Below are 14,392 nucleotides of genomic sequence, written 5' to 3'. Positions count from 1 at the left end.
TAATATTAAAAATTATTTAATAATCAATTTCTGGGTATAAGCACCTTTTGATGAATTGATATTGATCAGATAAATTCCTTTAGGAATATTTAAATTAAATTCTTTTGTGAAATCTCCATTACTCTGATAAGAATCAGAAGTGATCAGTCTGCCTGAAGAATCAAACACGGTCACTTTCATTTCTCCTTTTAAATTTCTTGATTTAATAAAGAAATTACCATTGCTTGGATTAGGATACACTTTAATATCATCTGCCAATGGAGAGGAAGAAACGTCCTTAACCCCTAAAGTTTCTGTTTCTCTTGTACAAACTTCAAAAGACCATGCCGTAACAGTTCCTGTACTTCCAAGATTATTGTCTGTTGCGAAAAGTTTCCATTCTCCCTGAGCTTTATGTCCTTTAAATATAGCTAGAGATTCATTTGACTTCGTTTCTCCCGAAAGAGGTGATGCACATGCCACAGCATTCCCCCCCTCACTGAATGAAGCTGTAATTCCTGACTGCCCGGAGCACTGCCTGTTCCAGAAAAGAGCTGAAGATCCTACCGGACTTTCGATTCCCATCGCCAGCTGGCTGATGTTCGGATGGATAACGGACGGAGTTACTTTAATTTTAGTAATGGTTCCTGTATTATTTACCATTAAAGGGATATTTATTCTAGGTGCCGATATACCTAAACCACCAGGACCATCTGTAATGGCTACAGCAGCTCCGTTGTAAGTATATGTATTACATGTTTCACCCTTCACTGTATAGTCTATAACAAAACTGGGGCTTACCGCATAATAAACATTCCCTACTGATTCTACTAAAATATAAGCATTGGCAGTAGTAGATCCCGCTGGTATTGTAATCTGCTCACTGCCATCATTAGCCGTATTGGCGGCTATTGTTGTAAAGGTTAACCCTCCGTCTTTTGATAGTTTAATGTTAACATTAGCCGTGTTAATAGGTGCCTGATTTGTATTGGCAACATTCCAGGTCACATTAATGGTTCCTCCGGAGGTTAATGACTGGCCGAATGTTGGAGCTGTCACTTGAAATGGGCCCGATGCAGCATTTACCGTTATTATTGTTTCATCCTTAGATACCTGCGGCTGTATCGGATTGTTATTTCTTACCGTAGCAGCAAAATTAAGGTTTCTCGCTACACTCGATACCGTTTCCCAACGGGTTGATAAAACACCAGCCAGAACTTTATTAAAATCAGGAAAATATCTTACCGGAGAACTTATCGGAGTAAAAGATCTAAAAGTAGGTCCTGTTGGTTTTGTAGGATAAGCTGCCGAAATATCTCCCGCTCCTATCTGAGCTGCAGCAGCCTGATCTGCCTGCTCCCATGTATAAGTATAAGAAGCGGTATTGGCATCTGTAGTGGTAGCTTTTAAAACAAATGGTGTAGATTTCGGAATCGTATAATCAGCACCGGCACTAATATTTGGAGCTGGGTTGGTAAAAGGAGCATTGACCCCACAAGCAATACTGTTTAGCTTATTTCTAATCTGTGTAACACTGTTGGTATGAAAATAATCATTGGAATTAAACTGAACATCTGAAGCAGTTGTTATCCCCGTGTAAGCCATGATTGTACTCCCGCTTCCCGGTTCTACTTTCTGGTCTGCCTGTACGGATCTGTATGTATAAGAGTGCCCGGCACCCAGCTGATGTCCCATTTCATGGGCAATATAGTCTATATCAAACTTATCTCCTTCCGGAAAATTATGGGCAGTCCATCCCTGTCCTTTTGAATCGTTATTACAGATAACCCCTAATCCGGCAGATCCGTTTCCTCCTTTTTTGTCTATGAGATGCCCCATATCATAATTTTCGGAAGCTATTCTTGCTGATATCTGAGCATGGGCCTCATTGGGGCCTCCGTTCGTATAAGGATCTGTCGCCGGATCTAAAAACATAATCGCTTCATTCCCTGCTATCAGGTTAAAGTGAAAGGACAGGTCTTTTTCAAAAACACCGTTCAGCCTAGTGAGTGATGCATTCATGGCGGCAAGAACCACTGCCATTTTTTGAGCATCTGTAGCTCCGGCCGGAGTACCCGCTACCGTTAAATGATACTGGGCATATTCCCCGGTACAGGACAATGCAAGTCTGAAAATATTAAAACCTGCTAATTTCTTATTGACACTTTCGCTTTTTTTTTCAGCAGCACTTTTTTCTACAACCTCTGTAACAGAGCATTCAAACGGCTCCTTATCCTGGCCTCTTTTTGCATTGGAATCAAAAACTGCATAAACTGTTCTATCTTCGGAATAAGCTTCAATGAATTCGGAAAGACCAGACCGTGTGATCATAGAAGAAAATCCTACCGGAGAAAGACTAAACCTTAGGTAAACGGAAGGATCCTTGACACCCGTTCCTACATAGGATTTGATGTCCGGATATTTTTTCTGAAGGGCGGGATCCATATTGGAAGATTCCCATACCTGAAATTTCTCGATCTTTCCACCAGCTGTAGGAAGGGAAATGACCACTCCTTTTGATTTCGAAAAACGCTCGGGAACATCTTTCAACGCAATTCGAAGTTGATTGGCGTCTAAGGAATATAAACCCGCATATTCCAGTTTCTCCTGAGATTTTTTGACTTTTTGGGACCTCAGCTCTGTTCTTGTCCATTGTGATGATCCTAAAAACGGAATCATTGACAATGCAATAATTAAGTAAAATTTCATATATATAATTTTGATGGTGATTAGAATAAAATTTCAATCTAAGATGCTTTCTGTCGATTTAAATACCTCGCTGATTTAAAATTTCAGAAAGCTCTTAAATATTTTACAAAAAAAGCAAAAAATATAACACAAAACACACAATATCAATAATATATATTTATATTTATTAATTTTTTCACAATTAACATAAATAATTCACATTAAATAGAAATGAATTAGTTATTATAAATTAATTTATTAAAAACAAAGAATAATATTCCGATCATTTAAAACCAAATGTATTTTCTTTCTATTAACTTTTCAAAAAATTGATTATTTTATTACTGGGAAAAATTGCAATACAAAAAGGCTGTCTCCTATATTTGTATTGTCAAACATAGGAGACAGCCTCACTATTTTATCATCATGTCTGATCCTGAATCTTTCTTGAAAGGCTTCGTAATTTATCTTGTTCCTCTCACTTTGGTAGGGAAAATATAGACGGATTTGGAAGCGGTAATGAAAAGCACATTATTATTTTGCCCACCAAAAGCAACATTGGATGTCCACTTTTCCGGGATAGAAATATGGTAAATTTTCTTTCCCAAACGGTTAAAAACATGCACTCCATCTCCTGTTAAATAAAGGTTTCCATGCTTATCCAACTCCATTCCGTCTGAGCCCATTTCGCAGAATAACTTTTTCTCAGAGAGCTTTCCATCCCCCAATATATCATATACATAGGTTTTTCCGGCATCGATATCAGAAATATATAATTTCTTTAATTTTTCACTTCCTACAATTCCATTAGGTTGTGTGAACGTATCCAACTTTATGACTTTTCCGGTTTTGTCTCTGTAATAAAGGCTTTTGTGCTGAATTTTCTGTTTAAAGCCAACCCAGTAATCTCTTTCATACAGAGGATCAGTAAAGTACATTCCTCCCGCTTCATCATTCCATACATCGTTTGGCCCATTCAGTCTTTTACCTTCAAAACCTTTAAGCAAAACTTCTACTTTTCTATCTTTTGAGATTTTCCAGATCTCTCCCTGGTCATCAGAACAGGTAATTAAATATCCGTCTTTATCGAAGTGTGTTCCGTTGGCCCGTCCTGTCTTATCTAAAAACTCTATCACCTTATTGCTTTTCCAGTCCCAATAATAAATCTTATCGTTAGGCTGATCGGTAAAGTAAACATTCCCCTCTTGATCAGCAGATGGGCCTTCTGTGAAGCTGAACTTGTCGGAAACCATTTCCGGTTGTACTCCTTCATAAAACATTTTACTATAATTTACTGATTGACAGTTTATCAATGCGAAAACCAAACCAATCATACTTATTTTAAAGATATTCTTCATACTTCATTTTTAAAGCCGCAATTTACAATATGACTCACAGGTATCAAAATATTTTCTCATTTTGATACAATAAAAATCATCAATACAAAATGTCCCAATTGTACTATTTTGGAAGTAGATCATATTAGTACTAAAAGGATATAATCCGGAGCTTTGCAGTACAGGATCAACATACTTTTTTCATGAAAAAAAATCTTAAAATGAGAATGAATCCTGATGAAAATTGTACCAAAATACTTTTATAGCATACAACAATGAGCGCAGAGTCCAACAATATCAAGTCTTTGGAAATTGAAAATGAAGATTTCAGAAATTCAGTGGGAACGATGGATGAAACTGGAAAAAGGAAATGGATTTTCCCTAGAAAACCCAAAGGAAAATATACCAATTACAGAAATTACACCAGCTATCTTCTCCTTGCTTTATTTTTCGGATTGCCATTTGTAACAATCAATAATAATCCTTTTCTCCTCATTAATGTCATCGATGGGAAGTTCTTTATCGTTGGACAACCATTTTATCTGCAGGACTTTTTCATCCTCGCTTTAGGAGCCGTAACATCTGTTATTTTTGTGATGCTGTTTACCGTAGTTTTCGGAAGGATATTCTGTGGCTGGCTATGTCCCCAAACTCTTTTCATGGAAATGATTTTCCGAAAAATAGAATACTGGATTGAAGGTGACAGAAATAAACAAATGAAACTCGACAGACAGGAATGGGATGCAGAGAAAATCCGAAAAAGACTGACGAAATGGTCTGTTTTCCTTTTAATTTCACTGACTATTTCCCACTTCATGTTTATGTATATCGTAGGCTATAAAGAGGTTTTCCGTATTATGGCTGAAGGACCGGAAGGAAACTCGCTGAAGTTTACCGGTATGATATTTTTCACCATGACCTTTTATTTTGTTTTTGCATGGCTTCGTGAGCAGGTTTGTACACTGGTCTGCCCATACGGAAGACTTCAGGGTGTATTGATTGACAAACAGACGATCAATGTATATTACGATTTTAAAAGAGGAGAAGGCCGAGCAAAATGGAGAAACAACGAAGACAGAAAAGCTGCCGGAAAAGGAGATTGCATCGACTGTAACCAATGTGTAGTAGTATGCCCTACAGGAATTGATATCAGAAACGGACAGCAGTTGGAATGTGTAAACTGTACTGCATGTATTGACGCCTGTGATGAAGTGATGGAAAAAGTCGGTTTACCTAAAGGACTGGTACGTTATGCTACGGAAGCAGAGATTGAAAATCAGGACAAATTCCGGTTTACTCCAAGAATGAAAGCAACAACCGCTATCCTGGCATTGCTCATAGGGTTCCTTGGATTCTTAATGTACGATCGTGGTTCTATGGAAGCAAAATTCATCAAACCGGCAGGTTCTACCTTTTTCGTTAAAGACGGCAAAATCACCAATACTTTTATTTATACTCTTCTGAATAAATCGAATGAGAAGAAAAACCTTACCATCAAAGTGATCGCTCCTACCAATGCTGAAATCACGTATTTCGGTTCTGAAAAAATCATTCTGAAAGGAGATCAGATCCTGAAGGGAAACATCAATATTTCTTTCCCTGAAGAGGAGATTAAATTCTCAAAACAAAATATGGTTATTGGAGTTTTTGATGAAAAAGGAACACTGGTAGACTCATTTGAAACCACTTTTGAAGGACCGTTTAAATTAGCACTTTAGGTAGCAGATGGTAGGTGGCAGGTAATAGATTGTAAGGATTAGGAAAAGTAGTTGAGATTTCCTTAATTCCCATCCTCCGGAGGGGTGGCGAAAATTCAAAGAATTTTTGACGGGGTGGTTTACAACAATCTCTCATCCAAACCTTAAACCTTAAACTCATTAAGCCTTATATTTCCTCATAAACTGAGTAGGAGTCATTCCGGAGCTTTTCCGGAATACTCTTACAAAGTAGGAATACTCTTCATATCCTAAACGGAAAGCAATTTCCACAAGGCTTTCATCAAGGTACATCAACATTCTTTTGGCTTCCAGTACTACTCTTTCAGTAATGACATCAGTAGCGGTTTTCTGAACAACCGTCTGTACAATTCTGTTTAAATGTTTGGATGAAATTCCCATTAAAGAAGAATAATAGGTAATTGATTTCTGTTCTGCAAAATGCTGTTCAATCAGATTTTCAAAATCCTGATAATGTTTAAAATAAGAAAGTCCGGCAGCAGAATCCATGGTATCAAAGTCTCTTGAAAATAATCGGGTAGCATTGATGAAAATCTGAGACATTAATGATAAAATCAGTCCTTCTTTCATGATATTTTTAGCCTGATGCTCTTCTCCCAACTTCTGAAATAAAGTTATATTTTTCTTCAGTTCCAAATCATCCAGCTGAAGCTTTCGTGGAAAAGATACAGATCCGAAGAAGGGAAAATTTCTCAGCTTCTGATTCACATAATGCATTTCATAAAATTCCTGGGAACAAAAGAAAATATACCCTTCAATATCTTCGGAAAGTTCCCAACTGTGAATCTGCCCCGGTGACAAAAAGAAAAAGCTTCCTTCAGAAACATCATATTTCTGAAAATCAATTTCGTGAACTCCTGTTCCTTTGGTAAAAAGAACTGCGGCATAGAAATCATGTCTGTGAGGTTTTTCAATATGACGGTGTCCCACTACCAAATGATTTTTCATGGTATTAAAATAGAAATCTGAAGTATTTTTACCTGCCTGGAAAAGATTGATATGAAGAACTGAGATCGGATTCATCACTTATATTTATATAGATCGTAAGGATTCACAAATTTAAACAAAAAAAGGACCGGTATAGACCGATCCTCTTTATCTGTTACAACGAATTGTTGTTATTTAATGACAAGTTTGCTGTTGTAAACTCCTTTTGAAGAATTGATGCTGATCACATATACTCCTTTAGGAACATTTACATTAAACTCTTTGGTATTATTGCCTTCACTCTTATATGCTGAAGAATAAACCAGTCTTCCACTAGCATCAAACATATTTACTTTTACATCTCCTTTTATATTTTGAGATTTAATAAAGAAATTACCATCACTTGGATTAGGATAAATTTTAATATCATCTGCCAATGGAGAATTCGTTTCTTTAATTCCTAGTGACTGTGTCTGACGGGTACATACCTGAAGTGTCCATCCATTGATGGTTCCGGTATCTCCTGTATAATTATCTGAAGCAAACAATTTCCATTGTCCCTGTGCAGGATGTCCTACGAAAATACCCAATGATTCATTAGATTTAGCTTCCCCTTGAATAGGTGTAGCACAAACAACCGCATTTCCTGTATCACTGAATGTAGCTGTTATATTATCCTGAGAACCACACTGTCTGTGCCAGATAAGAGCAGATGTTCCCAAAGGCCCCTCTATTCCCAGTGAAACATCACTTACATAAGTATGAGTAACAGAAGGTGTTACTTTAATTTTTGTAATGATTCCAGGGTTGTTAACGGTCATTGGCGCTGAAACCATAGGCGAAGCAATCGCAGCATCTCCTCCAGGGCCATCCGTAATAGGAACAGCAGGACCTCCGTAAGTATAGGTAGTACAGTTTTCTCCTTCTACACTATAATCAATCACGAAGCTAGGGCTTACCGCATAATAGATATTTCCTACCGCTTCTACCATAATATAAGCATTCGTAGCAGTAGATCCTGCCGGAATTGCAACCTGCTCACTTCCGTCGTTAGGAGTATTGGCTGCAATAGTGGTAAACGTCTGTCCTCCGTCTGTAGACAATTTAATATTTACATTCGCTGTACTTACAGGCGCTTGTGTGGTATTTGCTACATCCCATGTTACATTAACTGTTGATCCAGAACTTGCAGATTGTCCAAATGCAGGAGCAGTTACTTTAAATGGTCCTGAAGCATTATTTACAGTGATCATCATAGCATCCTTGCTGGTTTGAGGAGCAGTAATACTATTATTTCTTACAGTCAGTGCGAAATTAAGGTTTCTTCCTACTCCTGAAACAGTTTCCCATTTAGTAGTAAGAACCCCGGCCAATACTTTATTGAAATCTGGGAAATACCTTACCGGAGTGGTTACCGGACTTATAGATCTGAATGTAGGGCCAGTAGGTTTGTTCAGATAAGGAATAGAATTATTTCCTGTTTGAGCCGAGCCTGAATCCATCTGTTCCCATGTATAGGTATAAGGTGCTGTATTAGCATCTGTAGAAGTTCCTTTAAGGACAAATGCGGTAGATTTTGGAATTACATAATCTGCACCAGCATTGATAGATGGTGCCGGGTCAGCAAAAGGAGTATTCGCACCACAAGCAACACTGTTTATGTTTGTTTTAATTTCCTGTACACTAAATCCATGAAAATAATCATTGGAATTAAACTGTACATCATAGTTACTTGTAATTCCGGTATAAGCCATAATGGTTGAACCACTACCCGGCTCCACTAATGACGCCAGGTTACCAGATGCTGTACTGTAACTGAATGTGTGATTTGCTCCTAGCTGATGCCCCATTTCGTGAGCCACATAGTCGATATCAAAATTATCTCCTTCCGGATAATTGCTGGCTGTCCATCCCATAGCTTTAGTGGCATCATCGCAAATATCACCTGGTGCATATCCGTTTCCGTCTTCACGATCAAAAATATGTCCCATATCATAGTTAGCAGCACCAATAAGGTTGGTAATGGCAGTTTGTCCGGCCTGATTCTGTTCTCCGGATGCAGTATAAGGATAACCAGGTGTAGCAGAATTAACATAGATTACGGCATCATTATTGGCTACCAGATTGAAATGAAGAGATAGATCTTTTTCAAAGACCCCATTCAGACGGGTCAGCGTTGTATTCATTGCTGCCAGTACAACAGCTTTCTTTTGCGCGTCTGTTGCTCCCGAAGGTGTTCCCGCTGCCGTAAGATGATACTGTGCATATTCATTTGTACACGTTAAGGCAAGTCTGAAGACATTAAATCCTGCTGTTTTTTTATTGGCAGCATTGTTTTTTTTTTCGGAATTTTTGATTTCAGATGTATTGGGTGTAGCACACTCAAAAGGTTCTTTATCCTGTCCTCTTCTCGCATTGGAATCAAAAACAGCGTATACAGATCTGTCTTCAGTGTAGGGTTCGATAAACTCAGAGATTCCTGATCTTGTTGTCATGGATGAAAAACCTACTGGTGAAAGACTGAATCTTACATATGCAGAAGGATCTTCCAAACCTGTTCCTACATACGATCTGATATCCGGAAATTTCGCCTGCAATTCAGGAGCCATATTGGAATATTCCCATACCTGAAATTTTTCAAGCTTTCCATTGGCAGAAGGAAGGGAAATAACCACTCCTTTTTCATTTGAAAAACGCACGGGAGCATTTTTCAATGATTCTTTAAGCTGGTCAGTATTTAACGCATACAGCCCGGAAAATTCTAATTTTTCCTGTGATTTTTTAACTTTCTGAGACCTGACCTCAGTTCTTGTCCACTGTGAAAACCCTAAAAAAGGGATCATTAGTGAGAAAATAAAGAAATAATGTTTCATATCATAATGTTTTGGATTGATTTTGACTAAGATATTAAAAAATCAGATTTATTTTTACTTTTTTCTCCCTTATTCATGAATAAAATACATTCCTCCTTTGAAATGAAAGTCATACAGCACTTTTTACAATATATTTGGTTACAACTTTAAAAAATTTTTATCTTTGAGGTTTAGGAGTTGTAAAATGAAAATAAATTTACCTGATAAACTGTATTATTCTATAGGAGAAGTAGCCAAAGCATTCAATGTAAATACTTCATTAATACGCTACTGGGAACAGGAATTCCCTATTATCAAACCTAAAAAGAACAGAAAAGGTAACCGATATTTCACTCCTGAAGATATCAAAAACCTTCAAATGATCTACCATCTGGTAAAGGAAAAAGGATACACGCTGGACGGAGCCCGCATCGCTTTGACTACCAACAGTAAAATTTCCGAAACCATTACCCTCATCGACCGCCTGGAATTTGTAAAAGCTGAACTGATCAAGTTAAAAGAATCTCTGGGAGAAAGAGATGATGAATAGTTTCTTTGAAAATATAAAAACCTCCGCTGCAATGAATTGCAGCGGAGGTTTTATTTAAAGTCTATCAGAAAAGCGACTATCAGACACTTGATGAAGTGGGTGGAGACAGTTTATAAAATAGTTCCCTGCACTTTAATAAGTATAACAGGGATATTTTACCGGATATTTTTTAACCTTTACTTTACAGAATGTATTATCTTTGAATCTTCACAAATTGATTAAGAATGGACCACAAAATACATCAGGGAAGAAATGTAAAACGTTTTAGAGAAATGCTGGGAATAAAGCAGGAAGCATTGGCTCTTGATTTAGGCGAAGACTGGAACCAAAAGAAGATTTCTTTGCTTGAACAAAAAGAAACCATTGAGAACCAACTGCTCGAAAAAATATCCGAAGTACTGAAAGTTCCCGTAGAAGCTTTTCAAAATTTTGATGAGGAACAAGCTGTGAACCTGATTTCTTGCACTTTTTCAGATAATGCAATGTTTAATAATAGAGTTGAAGTCCAAAATATCAATCCTATTGATAAAATCGTCCAGCTTCACGAAGAAAAAATTGCATTGTATGAACGTATGCTGAAAGAAAAGGATGAAATGATGAGCAGACTGGAAAAGTTGCTTGATAAATAAAACAAAGCCACTGCTTAAGCAGTGGCTTTGTTTTATTTATGGATACAAGCGAGACGCTCACTTGCGTGAAGTGAATGTTAGCACTATTCTATCAATTAAGTAAAAAAAGCCAACTTTAGAGTTGGCTTTTTTTACTTAACTCTCTACATCTACATGGTGGTGGAGCACCTTTAAAATTAGTGCTGTCAAAATGTAAATAACTTTTTCTATTATTTCTTTCAATTAATATTGTTAAACTGCCTTTTTTTTTAGAAACATAATCTCCTAACTCAATTTTGTCTTTCCATTGATCAAGCATAGGTAAACAAATTTTACCAAAATTCATATAAGCATTCATATGATTTAAGGAATCAGCAACTTCTCCTAAGTATTTTTGCTTTTGTATTTCAATAGGAGAAAATTCAGAGACAAAAGAATCTGTTTCTGATTTAAAAAGATCAGATAATCCTTTTTCATAATTAAAATAAATAAATAAATAAAATTAACAATGAAGATAAAATGAATATTAATATAATATGTTTCATCTTACTACTTTTAAATTTTTATTGTACATATCATAAATTACTTTAGTATCATCTTTTTTATAAATAGTAAAGTAAGTAACGTCTTTATTCTTTACTATGGAATCTCCTATTTTAATTAAAGAAATTATTTTCAAATCTTCCAAATAAATTTTATTACCATCTGATGATTTGACAATATTGAAATGAGTCATAAGATCATATGAGTTTGAAATCACTCGTCCATTACAGTACTGATTAAAGTATTTATATTTAGATAAGTCAGGATCACATATTTTTTTTATAATTATCCCAGAAAACATTATTCCGAAAAATAATAAAATAATTTTGTTAATATTTTTTTTTAAAAATCCCATACAGATGTTTTTGATCGTTTATAAAAAACTCCTGTTCCAATTCCTTTTAATCCTGCACTTATTTCAGTAACTCCTCTTTTCCCTGCTCCTACATTTAAAGGATTTATCATTTCCAGAGGTGTAGATTTGGGGTCAAAAGTTCCCCCATATGTAACCCCAACAGGTGATATAAAAGATTTTGCTTCACCAGAATAATCTTCTAATAAAAATGGTCCGGAATGACTTGAGGAGATTCGTCCTATTCCGACACCTCCCTCAAAGCCTAAACCAAAATTTATATTTCTATTAAAAAACAGTCCCCAATTATTTCCTGAATCTTTAACTAATCCAAAATCGACTCCAAATCCACCTCCTAAAACTCCATTTATACTAAAGGATATGCTAGTACCCTTACTTTCTGTACCTATAATAGTCGTTCCGTCTTTTGTTTCAAATGTTTCTTTACTACTTTTTTGAGAGCCATCAGCATTTGTTATTGTTCCATCATCGTGGAAAGTATATTGAGAAATTGTTTCTCCATTCTCTGTTGTCGTAATCGAGCTACCTTCCGAAAGATGTTGTGTATTTTCTCCATATTTAGCCGTAGCCTGTTCCTGGCTTTTTATTTCCGAATCAAAAAATATTTGATTTCCACGCTGCAACCAATCTTTATTCTCCCTACCATCCGGATCAATAAACTTAATTGGATTATTAAATGCATAATTATAAGGACTATATCTTCTCATCTTCTCCGCCAGCGGATCTACAACACCCCATCTTCCCAGATCCGGCATATAAAAACGTGCTCCGTAATCATACATACCAGTCTCCTGCAGCTCTTTTCCATTGTACTTATAGTTATAGCTAGGATTTCCTACGGAAGGATTAGAGATTCCATGTTTCAATCCAAATGGATAATAATTACTTTCTTCAATGATCTCTGTGCCCGCTCCATTTTTAGCATAGCTTATCCTGATATTTCCTAAATGATCTGTATAATTGTACACATACTTCCCAGTCTCAACATTAAAATATCCTTCTGCTGTTGGGAAGAATTTCAATACAGAATTTTCATATTGAAAACCATCCAGGTAGTCTGTAGTTTTTGTATCAAAAACCTTTCTTACCCTCACTTCGTCTGCTCTGTAAGTATAATCTGTTACTTTGGTGTTTTGGGTGACTTTTTCAGGTAAATTTAGATAATTATATTGGATGGAGGAATATAATTATTTGAATAAGTTTATAACAAAAAACCACTATTTGCAGTGGCTTTTTGTTTTGTTTTTGGACACGAGCGAGACGCTCGCGCCAGCGGGGGGCTACAGATGTTCTTTTGGAAAAGAATATTGTTTCTAAAATTTTGGATATCCAAAAACTAAAAGAGAACGACAGACAATACGTCTTCGCTCTCCTTGATGCTTTTCTCAAACAAACTAAATTGCAAAGCATTATGTAATATAAAAGCCACTCGGAAGAGTGGCTTTATTGTTTATAGGCTCATATTATCATTTTTCTTTCCCCATTTTTGATATAATTGAAAATCATTCATTTGCTTTAACCTGTAGCTTGGTGCATGAGAAACTTCTTTTTGAGATTTAACATTAACAACTGAAAATCCCTTTTCAAAAACCTCACTTTTTTTGCTAAAGTTCCTTCCAATTATTGACATACAAGGCAATCCCAGAGAATCATTCGGAGGAATAGAAATAGGTGTTAATGCTTCAAAGTTTATCTTAAACGTATCCTTTTCGTATATATGTCTGTAGTTTGCTTGAACATCTTTAAGAGAGACTTTAAGAGTATCATTTGTAGGGTTTCCAAATAGTAGAAAAGTCTCAACGTTTTTAATATTTATACTATCTTTTGTATAATCACATATCAAATTTTGGAAAGAAGAAACAGCATTATCATTCTTGGAGATAGATTTTTTACAGGACATAAATAAAGCAACTAGCAATAATATGTAAGTATTGAGCTTATTTTTGTTTATATTTCTCATAATAGAATTTATCATTGCTATAATTTTTTTTCATTAGTTGTTGAAATTGAGGTGTAGTCTTGTTAAAAATAGGGGATGCCATTTGATGCTCATAAACTTTGACGTGTTCTTTTGCTAAATCTAATTTAGATATATTAACATTATCAGGATTTACTGTTAAATGACTTACTGTTCCTCCCTCATGGCTCAATGCAGATATCATATTGTACTTATTGTTATATAATTCATCTGCTTTTCCATTACCAACCATTAGTGACACTGTCTTAGATCCTTTATTTGCTTGCATTAAAGCATCTGGATTATATTCTCCTCCATTAAAACTAGAAACTTTACCTACCATTTTACCAGCATCAAAATGATAATCTGCAATTCCAACAGATGTACTATTACCTTTAAGGTTATCTAAATCTATGCCTGCGTCACTAGCGTAATGATTTGCAATATTTGCTAAAATAAATGCATTATCCTTATTAAATTTATAATCTTTTAATTCTGTTGATAACCACGGAGCTGTATTCAAGCTTCCATTGATAGGATTTTGAAAATCTATAACTATGTTATTGGTCTTCTTATTATCAGTATATAAAAATTTACCAAACTGATTAAAGTGATCATCAACAGGTTCTCTTCCGTCTGGATCCACAAATTTCACCGGATTATTAAAGCAAAATGCGTACGGCGACCAGCTCGGCATCTTCTCCGCTAATGGATCCACAACACCCCATCTTCCTAGATCAGGCATATACATCCTCGCCCCATAATCATACATACCAGTCTCCTGTAGCTCCTTCCCATTGTACTTATAGTTATAGCTAGGATTTCCTACGGAAGGATTAGAG

At 35.9% G+C, this 14,392-nt stretch carries 12 protein-coding genes; 3 read left to right on the top strand and 9 right to left on the bottom strand.

Annotated features, from left to right (window positions below; translation table 11 throughout):
* Nucleotides 1–12: 12 nt before the first annotated feature.
* Entirely contained in the window at nt 13–2,688 is a 2,676-nt protein-coding gene (locus tag ACM6F9_RS22145) for a reprolysin-like metallopeptidase (protein WP_414847669.1), read from the bottom strand.
* 443 nt (nt 2,689–3,131) lie between these two features.
* Complete coding sequence (locus ACM6F9_RS22140) at nt 3,132–4,025, bottom strand: SMP-30/gluconolactonase/LRE family protein (RefSeq protein ID WP_414847668.1); 894 nt, start codon at nt 4,023–4,025, stop codon at nt 3,132–3,134.
* Nucleotides 4,026–4,279: 254 nt separating this feature from the next.
* On the opposite strand from ACM6F9_RS22140, the gene ccoG reads away from it, so the two are divergent.
* Nucleotides 4,280–5,722: a cytochrome c oxidase accessory protein CcoG gene (ccoG, locus tag ACM6F9_RS22135; protein ID WP_414847667.1), complete on the top strand. Its 1,443-nt coding sequence runs from the start codon at nt 4,280–4,282 to the stop codon at nt 5,720–5,722.
* A 159-nt stretch (nt 5,723–5,881) separates the two neighbouring features.
* On the opposite strand, the gene ACM6F9_RS22130 is transcribed toward ccoG, so the two are convergent.
* Nucleotides 5,882–6,763 (bottom strand): AraC family transcriptional regulator, encoded by an 882-nt coding sequence (locus tag ACM6F9_RS22130; RefSeq protein ID WP_414847666.1) that lies wholly within the window; start codon nt 6,761–6,763, stop codon nt 5,882–5,884.
* A 95-nt stretch (nt 6,764–6,858) separates the two neighbouring features.
* Nucleotides 6,859–9,540, bottom strand: coding sequence for a reprolysin-like metallopeptidase (locus tag ACM6F9_RS22125; protein ID WP_414847665.1), 2,682 nt, complete (start codon nt 9,538–9,540; stop codon nt 6,859–6,861).
* A gap of 184 nt (nt 9,541–9,724) precedes the next feature.
* On the opposite strand from ACM6F9_RS22125, the gene ACM6F9_RS22120 reads away from it, so the two are divergent.
* Together ACM6F9_RS22120 and ACM6F9_RS22115 are read left to right on the top strand one after the other, a co-directional pair.
* Nucleotides 9,725–10,069 (top strand): MerR family transcriptional regulator, encoded by a 345-nt coding sequence (locus ACM6F9_RS22120; protein WP_414847664.1) that lies wholly within the window; start codon nt 9,725–9,727, stop codon nt 10,067–10,069.
* 224 nt (nt 10,070–10,293) lie between these two features.
* The gene (locus ACM6F9_RS22115; RefSeq protein WP_414847663.1) at nt 10,294–10,698 is read left to right on the top strand and encodes a helix-turn-helix domain-containing protein; all 405 of its coding nucleotides are present in this window, start codon (nt 10,294–10,296) and stop codon (nt 10,696–10,698) included.
* Between the two features lie 115 nt (nt 10,699–10,813).
* Here ACM6F9_RS22115 and ACM6F9_RS22110 read toward each other — a convergent pair whose 3' ends face one another.
* The 5 genes from ACM6F9_RS22110 to ACM6F9_RS22090 form a co-directional block, all read right to left on the bottom strand.
* Nucleotides 10,814–11,023 carry a hypothetical protein gene (locus ACM6F9_RS22110; protein WP_414847662.1) on the bottom strand — a complete coding sequence of 70 codons (210 nt, stop codon included), beginning with the start codon at nt 11,021–11,023 and terminating at the stop codon, nt 10,814–10,816.
* A gap of 195 nt (nt 11,024–11,218) precedes the next feature.
* Complete coding sequence (locus tag ACM6F9_RS22105; protein WP_414847661.1) at nt 11,219–11,575, bottom strand: hypothetical protein; 357 nt, start codon at nt 11,573–11,575, stop codon at nt 11,219–11,221.
* Nucleotides 11,563–12,687, bottom strand: a complete 1,125-nt coding sequence (locus ACM6F9_RS22100) for an RHS repeat domain-containing protein (protein ID WP_414847660.1) — start codon at nt 12,685–12,687, stop codon at nt 11,563–11,565. The genes ACM6F9_RS22105 and ACM6F9_RS22100 overlap by 13 nt, the downstream gene beginning before the upstream one ends.
* A 356-nt stretch (nt 12,688–13,043) precedes the next feature.
* Nucleotides 13,044–13,553 (bottom strand): hypothetical protein, encoded by a 510-nt coding sequence (locus ACM6F9_RS22095; RefSeq protein ID WP_414847659.1) that lies wholly within the window; start codon nt 13,551–13,553, stop codon nt 13,044–13,046.
* The coding region (locus ACM6F9_RS22090) for an RHS repeat-associated core domain-containing protein (protein ID WP_414847658.1) at nt 13,531–14,392 on the bottom strand (862 nt) is incomplete at its 5' end. The genes ACM6F9_RS22095 and ACM6F9_RS22090, both read right to left, overlap by 23 nt.

Source organism: Chryseobacterium sp. IT-36CA2, assembly GCF_949767875.1.
Classification (GTDB): domain Bacteria; phylum Bacteroidota; class Bacteroidia; order Flavobacteriales; family Weeksellaceae; genus Chryseobacterium.
Note: the sequence above shows the minus strand (reverse complement) of the source record. Positions and strands in the feature narration are given on the sequence as shown.

Bases quoted from the DNA above. Each gene is read 5' to 3' on its own strand.
- ACM6F9_RS22130 (WP_414847666.1), bottom strand. From the start codon at position 6,763: ATGAATCCGATCTCAGTTCTTCATATCAATCTTTTCCAGGCAGGTAAA.
- ACM6F9_RS22110 (WP_414847662.1), bottom strand. From the start codon at position 11,023: ATGAATTTTGGTAAAATTTGTTTACCTATGCTTGATCAATGGAAAGAC.
- ACM6F9_RS22115 (WP_414847663.1), top strand. From the start codon at position 10,294: ATGGACCACAAAATACATCAGGGAAGAAATGTAAAACGTTTTAGAGAA.
- ACM6F9_RS22120 (WP_414847664.1), top strand. From the start codon at position 9,725: ATGAAAATAAATTTACCTGATAAACTGTATTATTCTATAGGAGAAGTA.
- ccoG (WP_414847667.1), top strand. From the start codon at position 4,280: ATGAGCGCAGAGTCCAACAATATCAAGTCTTTGGAAATTGAAAATGAA.
- ACM6F9_RS22125 (WP_414847665.1), bottom strand. From the start codon at position 9,540: ATGAAACATTATTTCTTTATTTTCTCACTAATGATCCCTTTTTTAGGG.
- ACM6F9_RS22105 (WP_414847661.1), bottom strand. From the start codon at position 11,575: ATGGGATTTTTAAAAAAAAATATTAACAAAATTATTTTATTATTTTTC.
- ACM6F9_RS22095 (WP_414847659.1), bottom strand. From the start codon at position 13,553: ATGAGAAATATAAACAAAAATAAGCTCAATACTTACATATTATTGCTA.
- ACM6F9_RS22145 (WP_414847669.1), bottom strand. From the start codon at position 2,688: ATGAAATTTTACTTAATTATTGCATTGTCAATGATTCCGTTTTTAGGA.
- ACM6F9_RS22140 (WP_414847668.1), bottom strand. From the start codon at position 4,025: ATGAAGAATATCTTTAAAATAAGTATGATTGGTTTGGTTTTCGCATTG.